Annotated in this window: 25 protein-coding genes, 2 pseudogenes and 1 riboswitch; of the genes and pseudogenes, 20 read left to right on the top strand and 7 right to left on the bottom strand. The window is 71.1% G+C overall.

Features of this window, described 5'->3' with window-relative positions; translation table 11 throughout:
- The first annotated feature begins 167 nt into the window (after positions 1-167).
- From ftsH to folK, 5 genes are read left to right on the top strand one after another with little or no spacing between them, the layout of a single operon-like run.
- The gene (gene ftsH / locus ACYVLJ_RS05145) at positions 168-2582 is read left to right on the top strand and encodes an ATP-dependent zinc metalloprotease FtsH (RefSeq protein WP_451969273.1); all 2415 of its coding nucleotides are present in this window, start codon (positions 168-170) and stop codon (positions 2580-2582) included.
- A complete protein-coding gene (gene folE / locus ACYVLJ_RS05140) occupies positions 2560-3165 on the top strand; it encodes a GTP cyclohydrolase I FolE (RefSeq protein WP_451969271.1) in 606 nt (201 codons plus the stop codon). The genes ftsH and folE overlap by 23 nt, the downstream gene beginning before the upstream one ends.
- Before the next feature lie 35 nt (positions 3166-3200).
- Entirely contained in the window at positions 3201-4007 is an 807-nt protein-coding gene (gene folP / locus ACYVLJ_RS05135; protein ID WP_451969871.1) for a dihydropteroate synthase, read from the top strand.
- Entirely contained in the window at positions 4000-4359 is a 360-nt protein-coding gene (gene folB, locus ACYVLJ_RS05130; protein ID WP_460437906.1) for a dihydroneopterin aldolase, read from the top strand. The genes folP and folB overlap by 8 nt, the downstream gene beginning before the upstream one ends.
- A complete protein-coding gene (gene folK / locus ACYVLJ_RS05125) occupies positions 4356-4847 on the top strand; it encodes a 2-amino-4-hydroxy-6-hydroxymethyldihydropteridine diphosphokinase (RefSeq protein WP_460437905.1) in 492 nt (163 codons plus the stop codon). The genes folB and folK overlap by 4 nt, the downstream gene beginning before the upstream one ends.
- Positions 4848-4931: 84 nt before the next feature.
- On the opposite strand, the gene ACYVLJ_RS05120 is transcribed toward folK, so the two are convergent.
- Entirely contained in the window at positions 4932-5867 is a 936-nt protein-coding gene (locus ACYVLJ_RS05120) for a helix-turn-helix domain-containing protein (protein ID WP_451969267.1), read from the bottom strand.
- Positions 5868-5928: 61 nt separating this feature from the next.
- Here ACYVLJ_RS05120 and ACYVLJ_RS05115 point away from each other — a divergent pair, with 61 nt between their 5' ends.
- The 7 genes from ACYVLJ_RS05115 to ACYVLJ_RS05085 all read left to right on the top strand — a co-directional run bounded on the left by ACYVLJ_RS05115 (position 5929) and on the right by ACYVLJ_RS05085 (position 13168).
- The gene (locus tag ACYVLJ_RS05115; RefSeq protein WP_451969265.1) at positions 5929-6390 is read left to right on the top strand and encodes a DUF3180 domain-containing protein; all 462 of its coding nucleotides are present in this window, start codon (positions 5929-5931) and stop codon (positions 6388-6390) included.
- A 69-nt stretch (positions 6391-6459) separates the two neighbouring features.
- Positions 6460-8664: a DUF6779 domain-containing protein gene (locus tag ACYVLJ_RS05110; RefSeq protein ID WP_460437904.1), complete on the top strand. Its 2205-nt coding sequence runs from the start codon at positions 6460-6462 to the stop codon at positions 8662-8664.
- Positions 8665-8822: 158 nt separating this feature from the next.
- Positions 8823-9926 (top strand): PrsW family intramembrane metalloprotease, encoded by a 1104-nt coding sequence (locus ACYVLJ_RS05105; RefSeq protein ID WP_460438013.1) that lies wholly within the window; start codon positions 8823-8825, stop codon positions 9924-9926.
- A 90-nt stretch (positions 9927-10016) separates the two neighbouring features.
- On the top strand, positions 10017-10976 hold the full coding sequence (locus tag ACYVLJ_RS05100; protein WP_451969868.1) for a Rossmann-like and DUF2520 domain-containing protein: 960 nt from the start codon (positions 10017-10019) through the stop codon (positions 10974-10976).
- Positions 10973-11878 (top strand): pantoate--beta-alanine ligase, encoded by a 906-nt coding sequence (gene panC, locus ACYVLJ_RS05095; RefSeq protein ID WP_451969261.1) that lies wholly within the window; start codon positions 10973-10975, stop codon positions 11876-11878. The genes ACYVLJ_RS05100 and panC overlap by 4 nt, the downstream gene beginning before the upstream one ends.
- 10 nt (positions 11879-11888) lie before the next feature.
- A complete protein-coding gene (panD, locus tag ACYVLJ_RS05090) occupies positions 11889-12386 on the top strand; it encodes an aspartate 1-decarboxylase (protein ID WP_451969259.1) in 498 nt (165 codons plus the stop codon).
- A 5-nt stretch (positions 12387-12391) separates the two neighbouring features.
- Positions 12392-13168: a type III pantothenate kinase gene (locus ACYVLJ_RS05085; RefSeq protein ID WP_451969257.1), complete on the top strand. Its 777-nt coding sequence runs from the start codon at positions 12392-12394 to the stop codon at positions 13166-13168.
- A gap of 10 nt (positions 13169-13178) precedes the next feature.
- Here the strand turns inward: ACYVLJ_RS05085 and ACYVLJ_RS05080 are convergent, their stop codons facing one another.
- The 3 genes and pseudogenes from ACYVLJ_RS05080 to ACYVLJ_RS05070 form a co-directional block, all read right to left on the bottom strand.
- Positions 13179-13580 carry a DUF6640 family protein gene (locus tag ACYVLJ_RS05080; protein WP_451969255.1) on the bottom strand — a complete coding sequence of 134 codons (402 nt, stop codon included), beginning with the start codon at positions 13578-13580 and terminating at the stop codon, positions 13179-13181.
- Between the two features lie 33 nt (positions 13581-13613).
- A pseudogene (locus ACYVLJ_RS05075) lies at positions 13614-13919 on the bottom strand (DMT family transporter).
- A gap of 29 nt (positions 13920-13948) precedes the next feature.
- Positions 13949-14010: riboswitch (guanidine-III (ykkC-III) riboswitch) on the bottom strand.
- Positions 14011-14045: 35 nt separating this feature from the next.
- Positions 14046-14807: a class I SAM-dependent methyltransferase gene (locus ACYVLJ_RS05070; RefSeq protein WP_460437903.1), complete on the bottom strand. Its 762-nt coding sequence runs from the start codon at positions 14805-14807 to the stop codon at positions 14046-14048.
- Positions 14808-14883: 76 nt separating this feature from the next.
- On the opposite strand from ACYVLJ_RS05070, the gene lysS reads away from it, so the two are divergent.
- A complete protein-coding gene (lysS, locus tag ACYVLJ_RS05065; RefSeq protein WP_451969249.1) occupies positions 14884-16395 on the top strand; it encodes a lysine--tRNA ligase in 1512 nt (503 codons plus the stop codon).
- A gap of 136 nt (positions 16396-16531) precedes the next feature.
- Positions 16532-16882: a histone-like nucleoid-structuring protein Lsr2 gene (locus ACYVLJ_RS05060; RefSeq protein ID WP_451969247.1), complete on the top strand. Its 351-nt coding sequence runs from the start codon at positions 16532-16534 to the stop codon at positions 16880-16882.
- Between the two features lie 124 nt (positions 16883-17006).
- On the opposite strand, the gene ACYVLJ_RS05055 is transcribed toward ACYVLJ_RS05060, so the two are convergent.
- Complete coding sequence (locus tag ACYVLJ_RS05055; RefSeq protein ID WP_460437902.1) at positions 17007-17843, bottom strand: DUF6597 domain-containing transcriptional factor; 837 nt, start codon at positions 17841-17843, stop codon at positions 17007-17009.
- A gap of 34 nt (positions 17844-17877) precedes the next feature.
- Here ACYVLJ_RS05055 and ACYVLJ_RS05050 point away from each other — a divergent pair, with 34 nt between their 5' ends.
- Positions 17878-18444: a DinB family protein gene (locus ACYVLJ_RS05050; protein ID WP_460437901.1), complete on the top strand. Its 567-nt coding sequence runs from the start codon at positions 17878-17880 to the stop codon at positions 18442-18444.
- A gap of 4 nt (positions 18445-18448) precedes the next feature.
- Here ACYVLJ_RS05050 and ACYVLJ_RS05045 read toward each other — a convergent pair whose 3' ends face one another.
- Complete coding sequence (locus ACYVLJ_RS05045) at positions 18449-19261, bottom strand: (2Fe-2S)-binding protein (protein WP_460437900.1); 813 nt, start codon at positions 19259-19261, stop codon at positions 18449-18451.
- Between the two features lie 357 nt (positions 19262-19618).
- On the opposite strand from ACYVLJ_RS05045, the gene ACYVLJ_RS05040 reads away from it, so the two are divergent.
- The 5 genes and pseudogenes from ACYVLJ_RS05040 (at position 19619) to ACYVLJ_RS05020 (ending at position 24936) form a co-directional block, all read left to right on the top strand.
- Positions 19619-22177, top strand: a complete 2559-nt coding sequence (locus ACYVLJ_RS05040; RefSeq protein ID WP_451969239.1) for an ATP-dependent Clp protease ATP-binding subunit — start codon at positions 19619-19621, stop codon at positions 22175-22177.
- Between the two features lie 98 nt (positions 22178-22275).
- Positions 22276-22638 (top strand): type II toxin-antitoxin system RelE/ParE family toxin, encoded by a 363-nt coding sequence (locus ACYVLJ_RS05035; RefSeq protein ID WP_460437899.1) that lies wholly within the window; start codon positions 22276-22278, stop codon positions 22636-22638.
- Complete coding sequence (locus ACYVLJ_RS05030; protein WP_460437898.1) at positions 22635-22982, top strand: helix-turn-helix domain-containing protein; 348 nt, start codon at positions 22635-22637, stop codon at positions 22980-22982. The genes ACYVLJ_RS05035 and ACYVLJ_RS05030 overlap by 4 nt, the downstream gene beginning before the upstream one ends.
- Positions 22983-23034: 52 nt before the next feature.
- Positions 23035-24132 (top strand): annotated as a pseudogene (locus tag ACYVLJ_RS05025) (Hsp70 family protein); the annotation flags it as partial.
- 138 nt (positions 24133-24270) lie between these two features.
- The gene (locus tag ACYVLJ_RS05020) at positions 24271-24936 is read left to right on the top strand and encodes an Ig-like domain-containing protein (RefSeq protein ID WP_460437897.1); all 666 of its coding nucleotides are present in this window, start codon (positions 24271-24273) and stop codon (positions 24934-24936) included.
- Here ACYVLJ_RS05020 and pcp read toward each other — a convergent pair.
- On the bottom strand, positions 24933-25574 hold the full coding sequence (gene pcp, locus ACYVLJ_RS05015) for a pyroglutamyl-peptidase I (RefSeq protein WP_460437896.1): 642 nt from the start codon (positions 25572-25574) through the stop codon (positions 24933-24935). The two genes, ACYVLJ_RS05020 and pcp, sit on opposite strands and share 4 nt — an antisense overlap.
- Positions 25575-25603 lie beyond the last annotated feature (29 nt).

Here is a 25603-nt window from a genome sequence, read left to right as displayed (position 1 = left end):
GCGGTATCGCCCGTTGACCTGCGAGAGGCTCACAGGGGATGAACGCGGCAGCGGACGGTACCCTGATGGGACGGGTGTCCAGGCACCGCGGGTTGTCAAGATCGTGATGGCGGGTATCACAGGAGCCGCCCAACCAGGGAGGGTCGAGGCCACCAGGGCCGAGTCGTATGAACCGGAAGAGCGTGCTCAGGAACCCACTGCTGTGGATCGTCGCGGGGTTGCTGGCGTTGTTCGCGTACAACACGATCTTCGACAGTGATCGTGGGTACACCCAGGCACCCATCTCGGTGGCGAACTCCCAGATCTCCTCGAACAACGTCAAGGAAGCCAGCCTCGAGGACAAGGAACAGCAGCTCAAGCTCCTGCTGAACAAGCCCGTCGACGTCGACGGCCAGCAGGTCACCCAGATCATTTCGCAGTACCCGGCGGACGCCACCCGCCCGATCTACGACTCGTTGATCGCGGCGAAGAACGGCGGCCAGCCGATCAAGTTCACCACCAAGGTGACCCAGCAGGGCGTGCTGACGCAGATCCTCATCTTCGCCATCCCGCTGGCCCTCGTCCTGGGCCTGCTGATGTGGATGATGAACAACGCCCAGGGCGGCGGCAACCGCGTCCTCAACTTCGGCAAGTCCAAGGCCAAGCAGCTGAACAAGGACATGCCCAAGACGACGTTCGGTGACGTCGCGGGCGCCGACGAGGCCGTCGAAGAGCTGTACGAGATCAAGGACTTCCTGCAGAACCCGGCGCGCTACCAGGCACTCGGGGCGAAGATCCCGAAGGGCGTGCTGCTCTACGGGCCGCCGGGTACCGGTAAGACGCTGCTCGCGCGCGCCGTCGCCGGCGAAGCGGGCGTGCCGTTCTACACGATCTCCGGCTCGGACTTCGTCGAAATGTTCGTCGGTGTCGGTGCGTCCCGCGTGCGTGACCTGTTCGAACAGGCCAAGCAGAACGCGCCGTGCATCATCTTCGTCGACGAGATCGACGCGGTCGGCCGCCAGCGCGGCGCCGGCCTCGGCGGCGGCCACGACGAGCGCGAGCAGACCCTGAACCAGCTGCTCGTCGAGATGGACGGCTTCGACGCCCGCGGCGGCATCATCCTGATCGCGGCCACGAACCGGCCCGACATCCTCGACCCGGCGCTGCTGCGCCCCGGCCGGTTCGACCGGCAGATCCCGGTGTCCGCGCCCGACCTGCGCGGCCGCAAGGCGATCCTCGAGGTGCACGCCAAGGGCAAGCCGATCGCCCAGGGCACGGACCTGACCAGCCTGGCCAAGCGGACCGTCGGCATGTCCGGCGCCGACCTGGCGAACGTGCTGAACGAGGCCGCGCTGCTCACCGCCCGCCAGAACGGGCACGTGATCACCGACGTGGCGCTGGAGGAGTCGGTCGACCGCGTCGTCGGCGGCCCGGCCCGCAAGAGCCGGATCATCTCCGAGAAGGAGAAGAAGATCACGGCCTACCACGAGGGCGGGCACGCGCTCGCCGCGTGGGCGATGCCGGACATCGAGCCGGTCTACAAGCTGACGATCCTGCCGCGCGGCCGCACGGGCGGGCACGCGCTGCTCGTCCCGGAGGACGACAAGGACCTGATGACCCGCTCCGAGATGATCGGGCGGCTGGTCTTCGCGATGGGCGGCCGCACGGCCGAGGAGCTCGTCTTCCACGAGCCCACCACCGGCGCGTCCTCGGACATCGAGCAGGCGACGAAGATCGCCCGCGCGATGGTCACCGAGTACGGCATGAGCGCCCGGCTCGGCGCGGTCAAGTACGGCCAGGAGCAGGGCGACCCGTTCCTCGGCCGCTCGGCCGGCCGGCAGGCGGACTACTCGCTCGAGGTGGCGCACGAGATCGACGAGGAGGTGCGCAAGCTCATCGAGACGGCGCACACCGAGGCTTGGCACGTGCTCAACACCTACCGCGACGTGCTCGACGAGCTGGTCATCGAGCTCCTGGAGAAGGAGACGCTGACCCGCAAGGACCTGGAGCGGATCTTCGCGACGGTCGAGAAGCGCCCGCACATCACCGTGTTCAACGAGTTCGGTGAGCGGACGCCGTCCGACAAGCCGCCGATCAAGACCCCGGGCGAGCTGGCGATGGAGCGCGGCGAGCCGTGGCCCCCGCCGGAGAAGGAGAAGCCGGTCCTGAAGCCGGAGCCGACCCCGGTCGGCACCGCGCCGGGCGCGGGCGACCTCCCCGGCGGCCCGCCGTACCCGGCGCCGGCCCCGGACCCGAACGCCAACCCGTACGCCCCGCCGCCGCCGGGCGCCTACCCGAACGGCGGCCGTCCCTACGGCGGCCCGAACGGAGGCCCCAACGGCACGGCCCACTGGCCGCAGAACTACGGCGGCCAGCAGCAGGGCGGCTACCCGGGCGGCCCGGCGGGCCAGAGCGGCCCCCCGAACTACGGCGCCCCTCCGGGCTGGACGCCCGCGACCTCGCCGGGCGGTCAGCCGGGCCAGTCGTGGCGGCCCGGTGGCGAAGAACGCCCTCGTGAGCACGGCTGGTTCGCCGACCAAGCCGGCAACCAGCAGAGCGAGGGGGAGCGTCGTGACGCGGATGGACCCGAAAAGTCCCAGTGACGCCGACCGCCCGGTCTTCGACCAGGACCGGGCGGAGAAGGCGATCCGCGAGCTCCTCCTGGCGTGCGGCGAAGACCCGGAGCGGGACGGTCTGAAGGACACCCCCGCCCGGGTCGCCCGCGCGTACCAAGAGATGTTCGCCGGCCTGTACACCGAGCCGGACTCGGTGCTGGACCGCACTTTCGACGAGTCCCACGAGGAACTCGTGCTGGTCACGGACATCCCGATGTTCAGCCAGTGTGAGCATCATTTGGTGCCCTTCCACGGCGTAGCGCACGTCGGGTACATCCCGAACGCCGCCGGGAAGGTCACCGGGCTTTCGAAGCTCGCGCGGCTCGTCGACCTCTACGCCAAGCGGCCGCAGGTCCAAGAGCGCCTGACCTCGCAGGTCGCCGACGCGCTCGTGCGGAAGCTCGAACCGCGGGGTGTCATCGTCGTCATCGAGGCCGAGCACCTCTGCATGGCCATGCGCGGGATCCGGAAGCCGGGCGCCCGCACGACCACCTCCGCCGTGCGGGGGCAGCTGAAGACCTCGCCTTCCTCGCGGGCCGAGGCGCTCGACCTGATCAAGGCGCGCCGGTGAGCGTGGGGCTTCCCGCTCCCGGCCGGTGCGTCGTGATGGGCGTGCTGAACGTGACGCCCGATTCCTTTTCGGACGGTGGCCGGTACCTCGGGCTCGATCAGGCGCTGGCGCACGCCCGCGAGATGTGGGCGCGCGGTGCCGACCTGATCGACGTCGGGGGCGAGTCGACCCGGCCGGGGGCGGCGCGGGTGGACGCCGGGACCGAGTTGAAGCGGGTCATCCCCGTGATCCGCACTCTCGCCGGTGAAGGCATCGGGATTTCCGTCGACACCACACGCGCGGCCGTCGCCGCCGCGGCGCTCGAGGCCGGGGCGACCGTGATCAACGACGTCTCGGGCGGGCTGGCCGATCCGGACATGGCGCGCGTCGCCGCCGAGACCGGCGTGCCGTGGGTGCTGATGCACTGGCGCGGGCACAGCAGGGACATGCAGGCCCTCGCGCGGTACGAAGACGTCGTGGCCGACGTCCGGTCCGAGCTGCTGTCCCGAGTGGACGAAGCGCTCGCGGCGGGGGTCGCCGAGAGCGCCATCGTGCTGGATCCGGGGCTGGGCTTCGCGAAGAACGCCGAGCACGACTGGGCGTTGCTGCGCGGGCTCGATTCGCTGCTTTCGCTGGGTTTCCCGGTGCTCGTCGGCGCTTCCCGAAAACGGTTTCTCGGCCGCCTGCTGTCCGAAAAGGACGGTACGCCGCGGCCGCCGGACGGTCGTGAGGACGCCACCGCCGCCATCTCCGCGCTCGCCGCCGCGGCGGGTGCGTGGGGCGTGCGGGTGCACGAGGTCGGGGCGTCGCTGGACGCGGTAGCGGTGGCCGCCGCTTGGTGGAAGGGATCGCCGGATGTCTGACCGGATCACGCTGACCGGCCTGCGGGTGTTCGGCCACCACGGGGTGTTCGAGCACGAGAAGCGGGACGGCCAGGAGTTCGTCGTCGACATCACGGTGTGGCTCGACCTCGGGCCGGCCGCCGCGTCGGACGACCTGACCAAGACGCTGCACTACGGCGAGCTGGCCGAGCTGGCGGCGAGGATCGTCGCGGGCGAGCCGTACGACCTCATCGAGAGCGTCGCGGGCAAGATCGCCGACGAGGTCCTGCGCGACGAGCGGCTGGGCGCCGTCGAGGTGACCGTGCACAAGCCGTCCGCGCCGATCCCGCTGACGTTCGACGACGTGGCCGTCACGGTCCGGCGGGACCGATGAGCCGCGCGGTCCTTTCGCTCGGCTCCAACCTCGGCGACCGGCTCGGCTTCCTGGAGCTGGCGCTGGACGCGGTGCGGCCCGCGCTGGTCGCGGTGTCGAGCGTGTACGAGACCAAGGCGTGGGGCGTCGAGGACCAGCCGGACTTCCTGAACGCGGTGTGCGTGGTCGACGACCCGGCGCGCGACCACTGGGCGTGGCTGCGCACGGGCCAGGCGGCCGAGCAGGCAGCGGGCCGGGTGCGCGAGCTGCGCTGGGGCCCGCGGACCCTGGACGTCGACGTGGTCACGGTCGACGGCGTGACGTCCGACGACCCGGAGCTGCTGCTGCCGCACCCGGGCACGCCGGACCGCGCGAGCGTGCTGGTGCCGTGGGCGGAGATCGAGCCGGGCGCGCTCCTGCCCGGCCACGGCCCGATCGCCGAGCTGCTCGCCGCCCGCCCGGCCGACGACCTCGCCTCGGTCCGCAAGACGGATCTCCGGCTCGGGTAAGTCAACCCTCGAGCCCGGGGAGATCGCCGAGCTGCGGTCCCGAATCGGCGTGCGGAAGGCTCCTTTCGGACTTGTCGTGAGTGGTCAGCCGCGCAGGGCCTCGATCATGAAGCCGACCGCCGGGCGGGTGGTCGGGAACGGGGGCCAGCCGTTGATGATCCCCAGCAGCTTCCAGTAGTGCTCGGCCCGCGGGTCGCCGCTCGCGGCGAAGCGGTCGGCCAGCTCGTGGCGGAACTCCGGCGACGCCGGGTCCTGGTCCGGCCGGACCGACGCCGCCGCGATCTCCGCCGCAAGCGCTTGCCCCAGCTCGGACGTGGGGCTTTCTCCCGCGTCGACGGCTTCCTGGGCGCGGGCCGTCCACGCGTTCCAGTTCTCCCGCCAGGCCGAGGACGGCTGCTCGAAGTCGCCTTCGCGGATCTGGCGGGCCTGGGTTTCGCTCATGCCGCGGATCAACGCCCGGAAGTCCGGGTCTTGGACCAGTTCGGCGAACTCGATCCAGGCCTCCAGCTGCTCGGGTGACGGGTCGTCCGGCAGCTCCGGCTTCCCGGCCCGCATCCGCCGGTAGAACTCCTCGTCGATCTCCAGTCCGGCGACCATCTCGTCCCAGAACTCGTCGACCAGCCGTTTGCGCTCCTCGTCGGACATCGACGCGAGACGGTTCATCAGTTTCACTTCCTCCAGTTCGGAACCACGCTTGGCCACCGCGCGCAGCACCGCCCGGCGCAGCCGCAGGCGCCGGATCTGCTCGTCCAGCGCCGCGACGTGCCGGGTCGCCAGCTCGCCGACCGTCGCCGGCTCGGTCAAGGCCGCCGATACGTCGGTGAGGCCCAGGCCGAGCTCCCGCAGCGTGCGGACCAGCTCGAGCCGGGCCATCGCCGCCGCGTCGTAGAGGCGGTAGCCGGCGTCCGTCCGCTCGGTCGGGGGCAGCAGGCCCTCGTCCGAATAGAAGCGGATGGTCTTGACCGGCAGGCCGGTCCGCTTGGCCAGCTCGCCGATGGTGAAGGTCGCGGTGGTGCCCACAAGACGCATGGTGAAGTCTCCAGTCGGGGGAGAGTCAAGCGTCGCACGCTAGGCTTGGCGCATGCACTTCACCCGGCCCCGGGACCTGGTGGTGGCCGGGCTGCTCGGCCTGGTTCTCGGCTACCTGCTCTTCCTCGTCGCCTACGGCTCGCTGCCCCAGCTGCCGACGTTCGCGGGCGTCACCTTCGCCGTGCTGGCCGTGGTCGAAGCCGTGCTCGCGTTCTCCATCCGCTCGCGGATCAAGAACGGCCGGGTCATCGCCGCGATCGGGATCGCCCGGTCGGTGGCCCTCGCGAAGGCTTCGTCACTCGCCGGGGCGTTCATGGGCGGCGCTTGGCTGGCGGCCCTCGCTTATCTTTTTCCGCGACGTGACGAACTCGTCGCGGCGATGCTGGACACCCGCGCCGGCGTGGTCGGCGTGGTCTCTTCCGCAGCCCTGGTAGCAGCGGGTTTGTGGCTCGAGCACTGCTGCCGGACCCCTCGTGACCAAGATCGGGAGCACAGCCGGGGGACGACCGGTTAGCGCTGGAATCCCACCGCTCGCGGGACCGAGTAGGTCTCGTTCGGATTACGAGCAGGTACGGTGTCAGGCATGACCGGCGTGGGTGACGACTCGCGCGGCCGCCTTCTGGGCAGGCCGTGGCTTGTCGTCGGCTTTGTCCTCGCCATCGGAGCCACCCTCGCACTGGTGCTCAGCGACGATCTCCGCTATCTCCGTCTCGGGATCGTCGCCGCCCTCTGGGCTGCCCTGATCGGCGCGTTCCTCGCCGTGAAGTACCGCAAGCACGCGGCACACAGCGAGGACGCGGTCGCCGAGGCGCAGGCTGTGTACGAGTTGGAGCTGGAACGCGAGATCGCGGCCCGGCGCGAGTACGAGCTCGAGATGGAGGCGGAGAGCCGCAGTGCGGCCGACGACCGCAGCCGCGAGGAGCTCGAGGCGCTGCGCGCCGAGGTTTCCGCGCTGCGCGACAGCCTCCAGTCGCTGTTCGGCGGCGAGGTGCTGCTCGAACGCGTCGCGCTGACCGCGCAGGCCACCCGGATGCGGAAGCTCTCCGACGAGAACCGCCTGGTCACCGACGGCACCCCGAAGAAGAAGCCGGCCCAGCTGATGGCCGGGAAGAAGCCCGCCGAGCAGGGCGAGCGCCCGACCGAGCTGATCGACCGCGTGCTCGACGAGCGCCGCCGCAAGGCGTCGAACGGCAAGCCCGCGAACGGCAAGGGCCTCGGCAAGGGCAAGGGCTTCGGCGGGAAGCCGGCCCCGAAGGCGCCCGCGAACGTGTCCGCGCAGAGCACCCAGCAGATCTCGCGGCCGAAGCCGTTGAGCGACCGCCGCCCGCCGGTGCCGGCGGTCGACCCGGCGCTGAACGCCGCGCAGCGCGAGCTGAAGGCCGCCGAGCTGCGCGCCGAGGCGGCCCGCCGCCAGGCCGAGTCGCAGCCGATGCGGCTGCCGAACCCGGACGAGGTCGCGCAGCCGGAACGCCGTCCCGAGGCCGCGGCCGAGCCGACGCGCCAGGTGCCGCGGCCCGAGCCCAAGACCGAGGTCCGCCGCGCCCCGGAGCCGAAGACGGAGATCCGCCGTCCCGAGCCGCCGCCCGCGCGGCGGGCGGAGATTTCGCGCTCCGACATCCCGCGCGTCGAGATGTCCCGGCCGGACCTGCCTCGGGTCGACCCGGCGCGGCCGCCGATGCGGCCCGCCGAGGTCTCGCGACCGGACATCCCCCGCGTCGAGCGGTCGATGCCCGCCATCCCGCGGGTGGAGGTGTCGCGTCCGGACATCCCGCGCGTGGAGCGGTCGATGCCCGCGATCCCGCGGGTCGAGCGGTCGATGCCGGCGATTCCCCGGGTGGAGGTGTCACGTCCGGACATCCCGCGCGTCGAGATGTCCCGGCCGGACCTGCCGCGCGTCGGCGGCCAGCCGAACGGCGCACGTCCCGAGCCGCGCAAGGCGCCCGAGCCGCCGCGGCCCGCGCCGGGCCGTCCGGCGCCGCCGGTGCGGCCGTCGGAGATGTCGCGGTCGGACCTCCGGCCGGTGACCGACCTGAGCGCGGCCTTCCAGAACCGCGACGACTTCGCCGAGCGGCAGCGCCCGAACCGGCCGAAGCCGCCGGAGCCGAAGCCGCCGATGCCGAGGGACGCCTCCGCGTCGCGCAGCGACCTCCCGGTCGTCCCGCCGACGACGCCGGTGCCGGGCAAGAGCCCGGCGCAGCGGCAGCCGTCGCGCACCGACCTGCCCCCGGTGGTGCCGCCGACCACGCCGGTCCCGGCCGCCGACGGCCGTCCCTCGCGGCTGGAGCAGTTCTCGCGGGCGGACATGTCGCCGATCCTCGACGAGCCGGTGTCCCGGCACGGCGGTTCGCACCGCGCGCCGGCCGAGGCCGCGGGCGGCGAAGCGCCGATGGCGAACCCGACGCTCCCGGAGTCGGTCCGCAACTACCAGGGCCGCTCGGGTGGCCGTCGCCGCAAGCCGGACGACTCGCAGCAGCTGCCCGCCGTGCCCGCGCCCGAACCCACCGGTGGCCGGCGCCGTCGCCCGGACGGCGAGCCCCCGGCGTGGGAGGGCATGGTCGCCGAGCGGGCGTCGATGTCGCGCCGCAACATGGCCCCGGTCGACCCGGCGGACGTGGAGCAGAACGGCCACAACGGCGGCACCAACGGGCACGCCCGCAACGGCCGCCGTTCGGCCGAGCCGGCGCCGGGCAGCGGTTCGCACACCGCGGGCCGGTCGGTCAGCGAACTGCTCGCGGCCAACGGCGGGACGGGCTCGACGCCGCGCCGCCGTCGCCGCGCCGAAGACTGAGGTTCCGGCACGACGTGGCCCGGCAGGCTGAATCGGCGCCTGAACGTGCCAGGTGGCGTATCCGTTCCCGGCCCGTCTGCGTAGGGTGACCGGCTGTGAGCGGAACCCTCTCGCCCGCGACAGGGCTGGATCGCGGACGGCGGCCTCGCCGGATCACCGTGCTGTTGCCGGTGCTCGGGCTCATCGTGGTGGCCCTCTGCGGCTTGTTCCTGTTCGGCCTGGCGACGGCGCGGGTCGGCCCGCTCGCCGTCACCATCGGGGTGCTCGCCGCGCTCGTGCCGGTCGCGGGCGTGGTCGCCGGGTTCCTCTGGGTGGACCGCTGGGAGCCCGAACCGGCGAAGTTCCTGTTGCTGGCCTTCGCCTGGGGCGCCTGCATCGCGACGATCACCGCGCTGCTCATCAACACCACCGCCGAAGCCGTCGGGGACGAGCTGCTCGGCAAGGGCAGCGGCAACACCGTCGCCGCACTGGTGTCGGCGCCCATCGTCGAAGAGGCCGCGAAGGCCCTGTTCGTGGTGCTCATCGTGTGGCGCCGCCGCGAGGAGTTCGACGGCGTCGTGGACGGTGTCGTCTACGCCGGGTTCAGCGCCGCCGGGTTCGCGTTCACCGAGAACATCTACTACTTCGGCCGCGCGTTCGCCGACTACGGCTTCGGCGACGGGCACAGCCAAGGCGTCATCACGGCGTTCTTCCTGCGTGGCGTGCTCGCGCCGTTCACGCACCCGCTGTTCGCCGTGCTCACCGGCATCGGGATCGGCATCGCCGTGCGGACGTCCGCGAAGGCCCTGAAGGTGCTCGCGCCGATCGCCGGCTACCTGGCCGCCGTCTGCCTGCACGCGCTGTGGAACAGCGCCGCGCTGCTCGGCGGGTCGAAGTTCCTCACCGTCTACTTCCTGATCATGCTGCCGCTGTTCCTCGGCGTGTTCTACCTGGTCGTCCTGCAACGACGGCGTGAGCAGCGCATCATCGCCACCGCGCTGCCGCACATGGCCGCGCAGCGCTGGATCGCGCCGTCTGAGGTAGACCTGCTGGCCAGCCTGCCCGGCCGCCGCGCGTGGCGCCGCCAGGCGAAACGCCAGTCCGGCAAGCGGGCCGCCAGGGCCGTCGCGGTGTACCAGGCGAGCGTGACCGAGCTCGCGTTCCTGGACCGGCGGGAGCTCACCACGGACGCCGACCGGCAGCGCCAGCGCGAGCTGCTGCACACCCTGAAGTCCGCCCGGGCGGAGGCGACGCGCCTCGCCGACGAGGCCGCCCGCGGGTGACCCAGTCCGGGTGAAGCTTGTCACCCGGGCTCAACGGCGCACGCTCACCCGAGTTAGTCTCGCGCCGTTCGTCCGGTACCCGGGAAGGGACTGGAACGAGAGCAGAGGGAGTCTGCCAACCATGAGCGTCCACAGGCGCACGCCATGATGAGGCCCGCTCGCCTCGCGGTCGGTGTCGTGTCCGCCGGCCGGGTGGGCAGCGTGCTCGGCGCCGCACTGGCCCGGGCGGGGCACACCGTGGTCGCCGCGTCGGGTCTGTCCGCCGCGTCGCTGGCCCGCGCCGAACGCCTCCTCCCCGACGTGCCCCTCCTGCCGCCCGACGAAACGGCCGGCCGGGCCGACCTGGTGCTGCTCGCCCTGCCCGACGACGCGCTCGCCGGGATGGTCCGCGGGCTCGTCGCGACCGGGTCGCTGCGGGCCGGGCAGATCGTCGTGCACACCTCCGGCGCGCAGGGCATCGACGTGCTGGCGCCCGCGGCCGAGGCCGGGGCGCTGCCGCTCGCGCTGCACCCGGTGATGACGTTCACCGGGCGCGAGGAGGACCTCGAGCGGCTGGCGGCGTGCAGCATCGGGATCACCGCGGCGGCCGACGACGACGCCGCGTGGAGCGTCGGCGAAGCGCTCGCCGTCGAGATGGGAGCCGAGCCCGTCCGCATCCCCGACTCCGCGCGAGCGCTCTACCACGCTGCGTTGACCCACGGCGCGAACCACCTGATGACGCTGGTCGCCGACTGCGCGGAAGTCTTGCGGGAAGCGGGAATCGGGCATTCCGAACGCCTGGTGGCACCACTGCTTTCGGCGGCGTTGGATAATGTGCTGCGACACGGCGACCGCGCCCTCACCGGCCCGGTCGCGCGTGGCGACGCCGGCACCGTCCGCAAGCACCTCGCCGTGCTGGCGGACCGGGCGCCGGACGTGGCGCCGGCCTACCGGGCGCTGGCCAAGCGCACGGTGGCGCGTTCCGAGGCCGCCGGGCTGCTGGACACCGCGGCCGCCAAAGACCTCACCGACCTCCTCGACGATCCCGCCGAAGGGCAGCAAGACCAGTGACCACACCGAAATTCAGCCGCGGCACGTTGAACACGTTCGCGTCGCCCGAGCAGATGAGCCAGGTCAGCCGGGCCCTGCACGGCGTCGGCCGCAAGCTCGCGCTCGTGCCGACCATGGGCGCGCTGCACGCCGGGCACCGCGAGCTGATCCGCCGCGCGAAGCGGCTGCCGAACGCCGTCGTGGCCACCTCGATCTTCGTCAACCCGCTGCAGTTCGGGGCGGGTGAGGACTTCGAGGCCTACCCGCGTCCGCTGGAGGCCGACCTGGCCGTGCTGAGCGAGGACGGCGTCGAGATCGGGTTCACGCCCAGCGCGGACGCCCTCTACGCCGAGGGCGCGGTGGTGACCGTCCACCCGGGCCCGCTGGGCGACGAGCTCGAAGGCGCTGTCCGGCCCGGGCACTTCGCCGGCGTGCTGACGGTCGTGGCAAAGCTGTTCAACCTGCTGCGCCCGGACTACGCCTTCTTCGGGGAGAAGGACTACCAGCAGCTGGTGCTGATCAAGCGGATGGTCAAGGACCTGAACATCGACACGCACGTCATCGGCGTGCCGACGGTCCGCGAGCGAGACGGGCTGGCGCTGTCGTCGCGCAACGTCTACCTGACGCCTGAGCAGCGCGAAGACGCCGTCGTGCTGTCGGCCGCCCTCACCGCGGGGGCGTTCGTCGGCCGCGACGGCGCGGACGCGGTCCTCGAGACCGCGTGGAAGACCCTCGCCGCGCGTCCCGCGGTCGAGGTGGATTACCTGGAGTTGAGGGGAACCGACCTCGGGCCGGCGCCCGTCGATGGTGAAGCACGGCTGTTGATCGCGGCCCGGGTGGGGAGTACCCGGCTGATCGACAACGTTCCGGTCCTGCTCGGCGCGGCCGTCGAGCACCCGGAGCGGTTGGACGCAGGGGAATAAGGAGTCCACGATGTACCGCACGATGCTCAAGTCGAAGATCCACCGGGTCACCGTGACCCAGGCCGACCTGCACTACGTCGGCTCGGTCACGGTCGACGAGGACCTGATGGAGGCCGCGGACCTGCTGCCGGGGGAACAGGTGTCCATTGTGGACGTCACCAACGGGGCGCGGCTGGAGACCTACGTCATCAAGGGTGAGCGCGGCAGCGGCGTGCTCGGCATCAACGGTGCCGCGGCGCACCTGGTGCACCCGGGCGACCTGGTCATCCTGATCTCCTACGGTCAGATGGACGACGCCGAGGCCGCGACCTACGAACCACGCGTGGTGTTCGTGGACGCGGACAACCGGATCGTCCACCGGCACGCCGACCCGGGCTACGCGCCCGAGGGGTCCGGGCTGTTGTCCGGCACGGTGACGCTGCCGCCGGAGGACGACACCGCGGTGTTCCCGGTCGCCGAAACGGCGGACGCCCGCCGCCTCGACGCGCTGCTGCACGCGGAAAGCTGACCCGCTTGCTGCTCACCGTCGACGTCGGCAACACGAACATCGTGCTCGGGCTGTGGTCCGGCAAGTCGCTCGTCGGCGACTGGCGCATGCGCACGGACGCGCGCATCACGGCGGACGAGCTGGCGTTGACGGTCCGCGGCCTGCTCGGCCCGCACGCGGACGACGTGACGGGCATCAGCGCGCTGTCGACGGTGCCGGCGGTGCTGCGCGAGCTGCGGGTGATGCTTTCGCGGTACTACGCGGAGGTGCCGAAGATCGTGGTCGAGCCGGGCGTGCGCACGGGAGTGGCGCTGCTGGTGGACAACCCGAAGGAGGTGGGCGCGGACCGGCTGGTGAACACGCTGGCCGCGCACCACCTCCACGACACCGCGTGCGTGGTGGTCGACTTCGGGACGTCCACGAACGTCGACGCCATCTCGGCCCGGGGCGAGTTCCTGGGCGGCGCGTTCGCCCCGGGCATCGAGATCTCCGTGGACGCGCTGGCGTTGCGCGCGGCGGCGCTGCGGAAGGTCGAGCTGGTCCCGCCGCGGTCGGTGATCGGCAAGAACACCGTGGAGTGCCTGCAGTCGGGCATCCTGTACGGCTTCGCCGGCCAGGTGGACGGGCTCGTTCGCCGGATCGTCCGCGAGCTGGCGCCCGGCGGCACGGAACCGGTCGCCGTGCTGGCGACCGGCGGGCTGGCGCCGCTGGTGATCGGCGAGTCCGAGACGATCACCGACCACGTGCCGGACCTGACGTTGCTCGGCCTCCGGCTGGTCTTCGAGCGCAACATCCGCCCCTGACCCGGCCGGCTCAGCCGCGGGCCAGCCTGCGCCGCTCCAGCACGTACCCCAGCGCCGTCACCGCCAAAGCCGGGAAAGCCACTTTGGCCTGTGGGAACCGGTCCTCGCCCGGCGGGTCGACGGCCTTCGCGCCCGGGTAGGCCAGCGCCGAAATCTGCGTCACCCAGTACAGCGACGCCAGCACGGCCCCCGCGTCCAGGCCGGCGCGCGTCGGCCGCCGCCACAGCTGCCACAGGCTGGTGGCCCCGAGCGCGAGGCCCAGGCTCATCGTCTGGCCGTTGTGGAACTTCGCGTGCGGTGGCCAGGCCGGGTTGTGGACGTGGGTTTCGTTCCAGTCGGCGCGGTACGGGCCGACGGCCGTCACGAGCGAGGTCAGCGAGATCAGGGCCCGCCCCAAGGATTTCCTGCGCATGCGGCCAGTATCGAACCTCGACCCAGATCGAGGTCAATGCAGCAGTTTCAGGCCGGCGACCCCCGCGACGATCAGCGTCAGGCAGGTGATCCGCGCCGCCGTCACGGCGTCGCCGAGGGCGAAGATGCCGTAGAGCGCCGTGCCGAGGGTGCCGATGCCGACCTAGATCGCGTAACCGGTTCCGAGCGGGATCTCCCGCAGTGCGTACGCCAGCCCGCTCATGCTCAGCACCAGGGCGACCACGAACGTCACGACCGAAGCAGGCCGGAAGAACCCCTTCAGGGCGGCCGCCCAGACGGTTTCGAGAATTCCGGACAGGACGAGAACGAGCCAGGACATGGGAAAACCCTTCGCAGTGTTGTCGAGACACTGCGCCGTCTTGTCCTGACCGGGTACGACGCGCTCGTCCGGGACGCCCGCGGACGTCGCTTCCGAAGTTAGCACGCCGTCATGACAAAAAATGTCCTAACGGCGCTTGGCGCGCAGTGCCCACGTGATCAATGGGAGGTCGAACTCGCCGTACGCCGTCGCGGGATTCCCGGCGAGGAACTCCCGGAGCCGCGTCAGCAGTGCCGCCGCGTCTTCCGGCGACGAGACGATCACCATCGAATACGTCGCGATCGTTTCGAGGAGGCTCTCCGCCGTCCGGCGTTGCGCATGGCGAAACCGTTCGCTTTCGAACGGGCCGAACCCCGGGTGCGACAACTGCCGCAAATCGTCCGTGCGGGCCGGCTTGCGGGCCCCTTCGCGGCCGAGCGCGGTGAACTCCGCGACCCACGGGACCGAATCGTCTTCGTAGTTCCACATCGGCACCAGCACGCCGCCCGGGCGCAGCACGCGGCCGATCTCCGTCATCGCCGCCGGGACGTCGAACCAATGGAACGCCTGGCCGACGAAAACCGCGTCGACGTCGGCGTCGGGCAACGGGATCCGTTCCGCCTGACCCGGCAGCGACGTCGCCGACGGCACCGTCCGGGCCAGTTCGGCGCGCATTTCCGGATCGGGTTCGACCGCGGTGACGTCGAGCCCGAGTTCCGCCAGGCCGAGGGTCAGTTTGCCGGTTCCGGCGCCCAGGTCCAGCACCCGCCGCGGCGTTCCGCTCGCGCCCGAAAGGCCCCATTCGATCGCCTGCCGGGGGTAATCGGGCCGGTGCTCGGCGTACGCGGCCGCCCGGCTGCCGAAGGAAGAAGCGCGCCGGGCGTGGATGTCGGGTGTGGGATCACTCACCGGGCCAGGTTAATGGAGGGAAAGGAAAGGTAATCCGGTTGGCGTAGCGCGCGGCCGGGTTCGTACCCTATGGGCCATGACCGAAAACCCCGCTTCCACCAGCGAGCCCGCCGAAGACGAACTGCCCGAGCAGATGCGGGTGCGCCGGGAGAAGCGCGACCGGGTCCTCGCCGAGGGGATCGATCCGTACCCGGTCGAGGTGCCCCGCACGCACTCGCTGGCCGAGGTGCGCGCGGCGCATTCCGGGCTGCCCGCCGACACCGCCACGGGCGAAATCGTCGGCGTCGCCGGCCGGGTGATGTTCCTGCGCAACACCGGCAAGCTGTGCTTCGCGAGCCTTCGCGGGGGCGACGGCACCGAGCTGCAGGCGATGATCAGCCTGGCGAAGGTCGGCGAGGACGCGCTGGCCGCGTGGAAGTCCGATGTCGACCTCGGCGACCACGTGTTCGTGCAGGGCGAGGTCATCACGTCCAAGCGCGGCGAGCTGTCCGTGATGGCCGATTCGTGGCGCCTCACGTCGAAGGCCCTGCGCCCGCTGCCGAACGCCTACAAGGACCTGGCCGAGGAGACGCGGATCCGCCAGCGCTACGTCGACCTCATCCTGCGCGACCGCGCGCGGGACGTCGTGCGCACGCGCGCCGGCGTGGTCCGGTCGCTGCGCGAGTCGTTCCACCGCCGCGGGTTCACCGAGGTCGAGACGCCGATGCTGCAGACGCTGCACGGCGGCGCCGCGGCCCGGCCGTTCGTCACGCACTCGAACGCGTTCGACATGGACCTCTTCCTGCGGATCGCGCCGGAGCTCTACCTCAAGCGGTGCGTCGTCGGCGGGATCGAGAAGGTCTTCGAGATCAACCGCAACTTCCGGAACGAAGGCAGCGACTCGTCGCACTCGCCGGAGTTCGCCATGGTCGAGTACTACGAGGCGTACGCGACGTACGAAACCAATGCGGTGATGACGCGGGAGCTGATCCAGGAGGCCGCGCTGGGGGCACTGGACACTTTGGTCGTCACCCTGCCCGACGGTTCGGAGTACGACCTGTCCGGCGAATGGACCACACTCGGAATGTACGAGTCGTTGTCCGATTCCCTCGGCGAAGAGGTGACGCCGGAGACGCCCGCCGCCAAACTGCACGGATTCGCGCAGGCCAGGGGCCTGGAAGTGGATCCGAAGCTCGGGCACGGGAAGCTCGTCGAGGAACTGTGGGAACACCTCGTCGGAGATCACCTGCACGCACCGACGTTTGTCCGTGATTTTCCGGTGGAGACGTCGCCATTGACGAGGCAGCACCGCTCCCGGCCCGGCGTGGCCGAGAAGTGGGACCTCTACGTGCGCGGATTCGAACTGGCCACCGGATACTCCGAGCTGGTCGATCCGGTCATCCAGCGGGAACGGCTCACCGAACAGTCCCGGCTGGCCGCGCAGGGCGATAGCGAAGCCATGCGGCTCGACGAAGATTTCCTCCGGGCCCTGGAGTACGGAATGCCGCCGAGCGGCGGCGTCGGAATGGGGATCGACCGGCTCCTCATGGCGCTGACCGGTCTCGGTATCCGGGAGACGATCCTCTTCCCGCTCGTGCGTCCCGAATAACCCGGCAGTGTCGTATCCGCAATGAGATTTGCGCTGCCCTCGGGAAGCGGGTAGTAATGTTCTGGACAAAGTCTTCTGTCGCGGGGCCCGCCCCGTAACCCAGATCATTGCGCAAGTCCCCCGCAGGAGGAATCGGATGGCACAGAAGGTGCTCGTCTCGCTGGTCGACGACCTCGACGGCAGTGAGGCGGAAGAGACGGTCGAGTTCGGTTTGGACGGCGTCAGCTACCAGATCGACCTCTCCTCGGAAAACGCCGAGGAGCTGCGGGACGCCCTCGCCCAGTATGTCGAGCACGCCCGCCGTGCCGGTGGCCGCAAGCGCGCTTCCGTGCGTCCGGTGGCGGGTAAGGGGTCGGCGCGCCCCGCCGCCGTCGACCGTGAGCAGAACCAGGCCATTCGGGCGTGGGCGCGCAAGAACGGTTACGCGGTTTCGGACCGGGGCCGGATCCCGTCCGAGGTCGTCGACGCCTACCACAAGAAGAACTGAGGATCCTTCCCGTTCGCACCGGTATCCGCAGGTCACCGGTAGCCGGGAAACTCCTCCGAGCGGGGTTCACGGGCGAAGCCGCCGGGTGTTATTCACCCGGCGGCTTTCTTCGTCCCCGGACCGCTCAGACGTCCGCGCGGGCCGTCCTGGCGTACTCGCCGGGCGACTGGCCCGTCACGGCCCGGAAATCGCGGATGAAGTGCGACTGGTCGCTATAGCCCAGCCGAACCGCCAGTCCGGCGTAATCCGGGTCACCTTCCGCGGCGATCCGCCGCGCCGCCTCGTCGAGCCGGTATATCCGGATCGCCCACTTGGGCGGGCAGCCGACGTGTTCGGCGAACAACCGCTGCAAGGAGCGGGTGGTCAGTCCAGTATCCGCGCACAGTTGCGCCACCCGGGTAATTCCCGGGTCCCGTGCGATTGATTCGACGGCTTCCGCGGCGCCGCGCGCGGCCGACGAGAGCTCGACCGGATTTGCGATCAGCAAGTTGTCGATCGCACGGACCATTTGCGCGTCGCCGTCGGCGGTCCGCACCGATTCCGCGGCTTCGATCGCCTTCGGCCCGAAAACGTCCGTGAGCGGGACAGCCCGATCGGCGATGTCACTTACCGGGCCGTCCAGGAACGCGCGGAAGCACCCGGGCCGGAAACGCACGCCCAGGCCCTGGACCCGGCCTTCGAGGCGGTGGGAAAAGACGTCGTGGGCGGGCCCGTACACGCCCGACGCGCCGGGGAAGAACGTCACGTGGACGGCGAGGTTCGGCAGCACGCGCTGGTCGTGGGGTGGTTTGCCGCGCAGGTCCCAGCGCAGCACCCAGTGGTAGTCGACGAATTCCGCCAGTTCCGGCGCGGGCGCGTGCCTGGTCAGCGTGAATCTGGTGCGCGCGGTGGCCTCGGCCACGATGCCGCGCGGGATCCGGTGCTCACCCACGCGCCCACGGTAGCTGTCGCGTTCCTTCAAGACGGACGCCGCGCACGGTGGTTTGGATCGGGGGATGACTGCCGAGCTCTTGCGGCCCGCCGCGGCCGAGTTCCTCCGGGTCGCCCACGCCGTGGCCGACCTGTCCGCCCCGACGCCGTGCGCCGGCTACGACGTCCGCGGGCTGCTCAACCACCTCCTGTACTGGGGCCCGTGGCTGGTCGCGGCGGGACGGCGCGAGGACCCGCCGTCGCCGGCCACCGGCGAAGCCGGGGCGGCGCTCGTCACAGCGGACTGGCGCGCGGCGCTGGAGAAGCAGACGGAGACGCTCGTGGACGTCTTCGGGGCGCCGTCGGCCTGGACGGGCACGACCGCGCTGGGGACCGCGGAGCTGCCCGCCTCGGTGGTCGGCGCCATGGTGCTGGGCGAGTTCGTCCTGCACGGCTGGGACCTGGCCCGGGCGAGCGGCCAGGAGCTGTCCTGCGCCCCGGAGGCGGCGACGGCGGTGTACGAGTCCGCGGTGGCCATGGGCGAGCAGGCGCGGTCGATGGGCGTCTACGGGCCCGCTGTGGACGTCGGGGACGCGTCGCCGCTGGACCGGGCGCTGGGAGCGTCGGGCCGGGACCCGCACTGGCCGGCCTGACCGGTCAGCGGGGGCAGGTGCGCGGGCAGCCGTCGCATTCGGGCTCGCCGGGCAGCAGGTACGAGAAGCAGCAGCTCTCGCGCCGCCGGGTCCACTCGCGGTTCTCGGCCAGGCGCAGCGTCGACGCCGACGTCAGCGGCGGGTACCGCTCGTCCAGGACCAGTGCCGCGTCGGCGACGCCCGCGCCCTCGGCTTCGGGGGTGCCGCCCTGGCCGCCCGCCCACCACAGCGCGTTGTCCAGCGCGTCCGTCGCCGCGGCCCAGAGCGCGCGCGGGCCGAGCCTGCTGACCGGCGCGTAGGCCCGGACGAACTGCGTCGCGTGGGCCACGTAGCGCGCCCGCAGGACGGCTGCCAGGGCCCGCTCGTCGCGGACGGCCGTCGCCTCCGGGCGGGCCGAGCCCGGGTCGGTCGGGAGGCAGTGGAACGCGGTGCCCAGGACGGCCGTGCCGGCCGGGTGCGGGCCGTCGTCGGCCAGCCGGAACGCCAGCTCGGCGGGCTTCAGCGACGGCACCCGCCGCTCGTGGTGCAGCAGGAGTGCGCCGACGTGCGCGGGGACGTACAGGTACCAGGTCAGCACCCAGGCGGCCGTCGTCCGGGCCGGCGCGGCACCGTACGAGGCCTGCAGCGAGCCGGCGAGGAGGTCACGCCACTCGGCGAAGTACGCGGGCGTCTCCAGCAGCTCCGAGCAGCGGATCCAGCCGGGCGGGACGTCGCGGCGCAGGTCGGGGCGTTCCCGCAGGCCGGAGACCCGCAGGAGCGACGACGCGAGGCCGTCGCCGACCTCGCGCGTGGCACGGGAGGATCGCTGCTGACTCACCCGCTCTCCTCTCGATATTAGGCGTGCCTAACCTTACTGAGTGGCGATACTGCGCCGATCGGGTGGTGCTCGAGCGGGGAACTCCCAGCTTGCGGACTGTTCGCGGTGAGCGGACACCGCGCGGATGGCGGAATCCGGGTGGCCGCCCGCACGTTGGGGTTGACGTAAAGGTGCTGGGCAACCTGAAGATGGAAGCACCCGGTGGAAGCCACGACCGGGTGCGGAAAAGGCCACGAAGAGCCCCAGTGGTACGCCAGCGCGACCAGTTGGCTACTAGAGTGGTCTCACGGTGCTGAATCCATCGCGGTGAAAGCACGATGGACAAGGGCCGCCGGCGCAGCAGTCGAGGGAGTGCACATGTTTGAGAGGTTCACCGACCGCGCGAGGCGGGTGGTCGTCCTGGCTCAAGAAGAGGCCAGGATGCTCAACCACAACTACATCGGCACCGAGCACATCCTCCTGGGTCTGATCCACGAGGGTGAGGGTGTCGCCGCCAAGGCGCTGGAGTCGCTGGGTATCGCGCTTGAGGGCGTCCGCCAGCAGGTCGAAGAGATCATCGGCCAGGGCCAGCAGGCCCCGAGCGGGCACATCCCCTTCACGCCGCGGGCGAAGAAGGTGCTGGAGCTGTCGCTGCGCGAAGCGCTGCAGCTCGGCCACAACTACATCGGCACCGAGCACATCCTGCTCGGCCTGATCCGCGAGGGCGAGGGCGTCGCCGCGCAGGTCCTGGTCAAGCTGGGTGCGGACCTCAACCGGGTCCGTCAGCAGGTGCTGCAGCTGCTCTCGGGCTACCAGGGCAAGGAGTCCACCGAGACCGGTTCCGGCGGCCGCGGAGAGGGCACGCCGTCCTCGTCGCTGGTGCTGGACCAGTTCGGCCGCAACATGACCGTGCTGGCCCGCGAGGGCAAGCTCGACCCGGTCATCGGGCGCGGCAAGGAGATCGAGCGGGTCATGCAGGTGCTGTCCCGCCGCACCAAGAACAACCCGGTGCTCATCGGCGAGCCCGGCGTCGGCAAGACCGCCGTCGTCGAGGGCCTCGCGCAGAGCATCGTCAAGGGCGAGGTGCCCGAGACGCTCAAGGACAAGCAACTCTACACGCTGGACCTGGGCTCCCTGGTCGCCGGTTCCCGCTACCGCGGTGACTTCGAAGAGCGCCTGAAGAAGGTGCTCAAGGAGATCAAGACCCGCGGCGACATCATCCTGTTCATCGACGAGCTGCACACGCTGGTCGGGGCGGGTGCCGCCGAGGGCGCGATCGACGCGGCTTCGATCCTGAAGCCGATGCTCGCCCGCGGTGAGCTGCAGACGATCGGCGCGACCACGCTCGAGGAGTACCGCAAGTACATCGAGAAGGACGCCGCCCTCGAGCGCCGGTTCCAGCCGATCCAGGTCGGCGAGCCGTCGCTGGAGCACACGATCGAGATCCTCAAGGGCCTGCGCGACCGGTACGAGGCGCACCACCGCGTCTCGATCACCGACTCGGCGCTGGTCGCCGCCGCGACCCTGGCGGACCGGTACATCAACGACCGGTTCCTCCCGGACAAGGCGATCGACCTGATCGACGAGGCCGGCGCCCGGATGCGCATCCGCCGGATGACCGCGCCGCCGGACCTGCGCGAGTTCGACGAGAAGATCGCGAACGTGCGTCGCGACAAGGAGTCCGCGATCGACGCGCAGGACTTCGAGCGGGCCGCCCGCCTGCGTGACGAGGAGAAGACCCTCCTCGGCCAGAAGGGCGAGCGGGAGAAGCAGTGGAAGGACGGCGACCTCGACGTCGTCGCCGAGGTCGACGACGAGCAGATCGCGGAGGTGCTGGCCAACTGGACCGGCATCCCGGTGTTCAAGCTGACCGAGGAGGAGACCACCCGGCTGCTGCGCATGGAGGAAGAGCTCCACAAGCGCATCATCGGCCAGGAGGACGCGGTCAAGGCCGTCTCGCAGGCGATCCGCCGTACGCGTGCCGGCCTGAAGGACCCGAAGCGCCCGTCGGGCTCGTTCATCTTCGCCGGCCCGTCCGGTGTCGGTAAGACCGAGCTGTCCAAGGCGCTGGCCTCGTTCCTGTTCGGCGAGGACGACGCGCTCATCCAGATCGACATGGGTGAGTTCCACGACCGCTACACCGCTTCGCGGCTCTTCGGTGCCCCTCCGGGCTACGTCGGCTACGAAGAGGGCGGCCAGCTGACGGAGAAGGTGCGTCGCAAGCCGTTCTCGGTGGTCCTGTTCGACGAGATCGAGAAGGCGCACCAGGAGATCTACAACACGCTCCTGCAGGTGCTGGAGGACGGCCGCCTGACCGACGGTCAGGGCCGCACGGTCGACTTCAAGAACACGGTCCTCATCTTCACGTCCAACCTGGGCACCTCGGACATCTCGAAGTCCGTCTCGCTCGGGTTCGCCGGGTCCAACGACACCGGCACCCGGTACGAGAAGATGAAGCAAAAGGTCAACGAGGAAATGAAGAAGCATTTCCGCCCGGAGTTCCTGAACCGGATCGATGACATCATCGTGTTCCACCAGCTGACGCAGGAACAGATCATCGAGATGGTCGACCTGATGATCGGCCGCGTCGAGACGCAGCTCAAGGCCAAGGACATGGAGCTGGAGCTGACGTCGAAGGCGAAGGCCCTGCTGGCCAAGCGCGGCTTCGACCCGGTGCTCGGCGCGCGGCCGCTGCGCCGCACGATCCAGCGCGAGATCGAGGACCAGCTGTCGGAGAAGATCCTCTTCGGCGAGGTCGAGCCGGGCCAGATCATCCTGGTGGACGTCGAAGGCTGGAGCGGCAACCCCGAGGACAAGGACGACCAGGCGCACTTCACCTTCCGCGGTGAGCGCAAGCCGTCCTCGGTCCCGGACGCCCCGCCGGTCAGCATCGGCGCCGGCCACGAGGAACAGAGCGGCGAAGCCGAAGGCGAGTGACGCTCTAGGCACGTAGGAAGGGCGGTTCCCCCGAGTGGGGAGCCGCCCTTCTTGCGTCTGGCGATCCGTCGCTATAAGGCGTACATTATAGTCGTCGGATGGAGTGGGAGATCCAGCTTCACGACGAAGTCGATCAGTGGTTCGCGAAGCTGTGTCGTGAAGATCCGGTCTCCGCGGACCGGGTCGAAGAGGCGATCGACATGCTTGCCCGTGAAGGACCTCGTCTCGGACGGCCGTTGGCCGACCGGGTCAAAGGCTCGAGCCTGCACAACTTGAAAGAGCTCCGACCGGCGTCCGCGGGATGCAGTGAGATCAGGATTCTCTTCGCGTTCGACCCTGTTCGGTGCGCATTGCTCCTGGTCGCCGGGGACAAGGCCGGGAACTGGAAAGGCTGGTACGACCGGAACATCCCGATCGCGGAGCAGCGTTTCCGCGCGCACCTGAAGCGAGGAGAGGTATGAGCCGTTCCTGGAAGGACGTGAAGGCGGACAAGGCAGCCGCCGACCGGGAGGCCGGGCGGGATGTCGAGGCCGCCCGTACTGCCGCGCGCGAGGCCACTCAGGCTTATGTGCTCGGGTTCCGTCTGGCGCAGCTGCGGGAGGACGCCGGCATCAGCCAGACCGAGCTCGCCCGGCGGATGGGGGTCAGCCAGCCGCGGATCAGCCAGCTGGAGCAGGGTGATCCGGGCCAGATGGAGCTGGACACCCTTCGGCGCTACGTCGGCGCGCTCGGCGGGCGGCTGCGGGTGGTCGCCGACTTCGACGATCACGACGTCACCGTCTCGTCCGGCGACGTCTGCGCCTGATCGGCCGCAGCTTCCCGGGCCGTGAGACGATGCCCGTGGGAGGGGAACCTGCGTGGACGTGCTGTCGATCGACTTCGGGACTTCCAGCACCGTTGCCGTGGTGTCGGCCGCCGGGCGGGCGCCGTGGGCGGTCGAGGTCGACGGGACGGTGACCATGCCGTCCGCCGTCTGCGTCAACGACGATGGGCTGCTCGTTGCCGGGCTGGAAGCCGAACGGCGGGCGCGGCTTGATCCCAGCCGGTTCGAGGCCAATCCCAAGCGGCGGATCGACGAGGGCTCCCTGCAGCTCGGTGAGCACACCTTCGACATCGCCGACACCTTCGCCGCCGTCCTCCGGCGGGTTGGCGAGGAAGCCTGGCGTGAGCTCGGCCGCCCGCCCGCTCAGGTGCGGATTTCGCACCCCGCCGGCTGGGACGCGCGCCGCCAGGACGTTCTTCGCGCCGCCGCGGCGCGGGCCGGGTTCGGGGACGTGCGGCTGGTTCCCGAGCCCGTCGCCGCGGCGGCGCACTACGCCGCCCTCGGGGGCCGGGCCGGGGGGCCGGTCGGCGTTTACGACCTCGGGGCCGGCACCTTCGACTGCGCCGTCGTCGGCATGACGCCGCACGGGTTCGCGGTGCTCGCCGAGGACGGGCTCACCGACATCGGCAGCCTCGACATCGACCAGGCCCTGCTCGTCCACATCGGACGGTCCGTGTCCTACGCGGATCCGGCGCAGTGGCAGGGTTTGCTCCGCCCGCGCACGAAGTCCGAACGACGTCAGCGGCGCGCCCTGCTGCAGGACGTCAAGGGCGCCAAGGAAAGCCTGTCCCGCCACCACGAGACGGCCGTGCCGATGCCCGAGCCGTTCGGCGACGTCGTCGTCACGCGGGCGGAGCTGGAAGCGCTGGTACGACCCAGTCTGCTGCGCAGCGCGGAACTCCTCGAAGCGACGATCCACCGTGCCGGGCTGACCCCCGACCGCCTCGCCGGGGTCTACCTCGTCGGCGGCCCCAGCCGGATGCCGTTGCTGGCCGACCTGCTGGCCCGGAAGCTGCGCGTGCAGCCGGCGACGCAGAGCCAGCCGGAGACGGCCGTGGCGTTCGGCCTGCAGCACGTCCGGCTCGGCGCCGGGCGCCCGGACCTCGCGGTGCCGCCGCCGTGGCAGCGGCAGTTCTGAACGCCTGCCAGGCAGTTGCGCGGTCTGCTTCACCGATTCCCGCTACGACGTACGCCCGCAGCACGGAGCGGCGCCGTACCGCCGAACGGGCGAATGTCGTACCTGTCCGGGGCGGCCAGTGCTCTTACCTGCATGAGCACAGTCACGAAGCCTCGCGCGCCGACCGTGCGGAGCCGGCTGCGCGACGCGAAACGCTTCTCCTGGACCGGATTCGGCGTCACGGTCGCCGCTTCGCTGCTCGGCACGCTCGTCCCGGCGGCGATCGGCGCCGGTCCGAACGCGACGCTGGTTTCGACGCTGGTGGTGACGGTGCTGGCGGCCGCCGGCTTCACCGCCAAGGACGGCACTGCTCGCGGTATCAAGGCGATCGCGATCGTGCTGCTGGCCGCGGGCGCGCTGGTGCTGACGGTGACCGGGGTGACGGTGGTCGACCTCGTGCGCGGCGGCCCGGCGACGTTCCCGGTGGGGCCGGCCCCGGACGCGGCGGTGCCGCGGGTGATCGTCCCGGAGTCGGTCGCGTGCGGGGTGACGCCGGTGCGCACGACGACGACCTGCACGGTCGCGGTCCGCAGCGTCGGCGCCGGCGCGCTGCGGGTCACCGGGACCGAACTGGACAGCACCGAGTTCGCGGTGGACGCGAGCGCGTGCGTCGGCCACGACGTGGCCCCGGGGAGGCGGTGCACGCTGGTCGTGAGCTTCACCCCCGCCTGGACCGGCGACCGGGTGGCGGACCTGACCGTCCACCACAACGTGCCCGGCCCGGCGGCGTTCGTGGAACTGACCGGCCGCGGTGGCTAGTGTTCCGCGCCCGCGCTGACGGCCAGGTCCTCGGTGGTCTTCAACGCCGTGTCCACCAACACGTCCAGGGCGGCCGCGATCCGGTCCACGCCCAGCGAAGGCGCGGCCTTGCCGGACGACGCCACCTGCTCCGGGCTGAACGGGACGTGCACGAACCCGCCGCGCATGGCCGGGAACTCGGTGGCCAGCAGGTGCATCAGCCCGTAGAAGACCTGGTTGCACACGTACGTCCCGGCCGTGTGGGAGACCGACGCCGGCACGCCCGACGCGCGGATCGCCGCGACGCAGGCCTTCACCGGCAACGTCGTGAAGTACGCCGCCGGCCCGTCCGCGACCACCGGGACGTCCACCGGCTGCGCGCCCGCGTTGTCGGGGATCCGGGCGTCGACCAGGTTGATCGCGACGCGTTCCGGCGTCACCTCGAGACGTCCGCCCGCCTGGCCCACGCAGACCACCAAGGACGGCCGGTGCGTCACGACCGCCGCGCGCAACGCGGGCAGTGACGCGGCGAACTCGCACGGCAGCTCGACCGCGGCGACGTCGTCCCGGCGCGTGCCGAGCAGCGAAACCGCCTGCCACGACGGGTTCACCGACTCGCCGCCGAACGGCGCGAACCCCGTCACCAGCACCTTGCCCATGCGACCTCCGACGTCGTGAAGGCCACCTC

The sequence above is a fragment of the Amycolatopsis stemonae genome (assembly GCF_054781455.1).
Note: the sequence above shows the minus strand (reverse complement) of the source record. Positions and strands in the feature narration are given on the sequence as shown.

Bases quoted from the DNA above. Each gene is read 5' to 3' on its own strand.
- folE (WP_451969271.1), top strand. From the start codon at position 2,560: ATGGACCCGAAAAGTCCCAGTGACGCCGACCGCCCGGTCTTCGACCAG.
- ACYVLJ_RS05060 (WP_451969247.1), top strand. From the start codon at position 16,532: ATGGCACAGAAGGTGCTCGTCTCGCTGGTCGACGACCTCGACGGCAGT.
- panD (WP_451969259.1), top strand. From the start codon at position 11,889: ATGTACCGCACGATGCTCAAGTCGAAGATCCACCGGGTCACCGTGACC.
- ACYVLJ_RS05115 (WP_451969265.1), top strand. From the start codon at position 5,929: ATGCACTTCACCCGGCCCCGGGACCTGGTGGTGGCCGGGCTGCTCGGC.
- ACYVLJ_RS05050 (WP_460437901.1), top strand. From the start codon at position 17,878: ATGACTGCCGAGCTCTTGCGGCCCGCCGCGGCCGAGTTCCTCCGGGTC.
- ACYVLJ_RS05080 (WP_451969255.1), bottom strand. From the start codon at position 13,580: ATGCGCAGGAAATCCTTGGGGCGGGCCCTGATCTCGCTGACCTCGCTC.
- lysS (WP_451969249.1), top strand. From the start codon at position 14,884: ATGACCGAAAACCCCGCTTCCACCAGCGAGCCCGCCGAAGACGAACTG.
- ACYVLJ_RS05030 (WP_460437898.1), top strand. From the start codon at position 22,635: ATGAGCCGTTCCTGGAAGGACGTGAAGGCGGACAAGGCAGCCGCCGAC.
- ACYVLJ_RS05040 (WP_451969239.1), top strand. From the start codon at position 19,619: ATGTTTGAGAGGTTCACCGACCGCGCGAGGCGGGTGGTCGTCCTGGCT.
- ftsH (WP_451969273.1), top strand. From the start codon at position 168: ATGAACCGGAAGAGCGTGCTCAGGAACCCACTGCTGTGGATCGTCGCG.
- folB (WP_460437906.1), top strand. From the start codon at position 4,000: ATGTCTGACCGGATCACGCTGACCGGCCTGCGGGTGTTCGGCCACCAC.
- ACYVLJ_RS05020 (WP_460437897.1), top strand. From the start codon at position 24,271: ATGAGCACAGTCACGAAGCCTCGCGCGCCGACCGTGCGGAGCCGGCTG.
- folP (WP_451969871.1), top strand. From the start codon at position 3,201: ATGGGCGTGCTGAACGTGACGCCCGATTCCTTTTCGGACGGTGGCCGG.
- folK (WP_460437905.1), top strand. From the start codon at position 4,356: ATGAGCCGCGCGGTCCTTTCGCTCGGCTCCAACCTCGGCGACCGGCTC.
- ACYVLJ_RS05035 (WP_460437899.1), top strand. From the start codon at position 22,276: ATGGAGTGGGAGATCCAGCTTCACGACGAAGTCGATCAGTGGTTCGCG.
- pcp (WP_460437896.1), bottom strand. From the start codon at position 25,574: ATGGGCAAGGTGCTGGTGACGGGGTTCGCGCCGTTCGGCGGCGAGTCG.
- ACYVLJ_RS05110 (WP_460437904.1), top strand. From the start codon at position 6,460: ATGACCGGCGTGGGTGACGACTCGCGCGGCCGCCTTCTGGGCAGGCCG.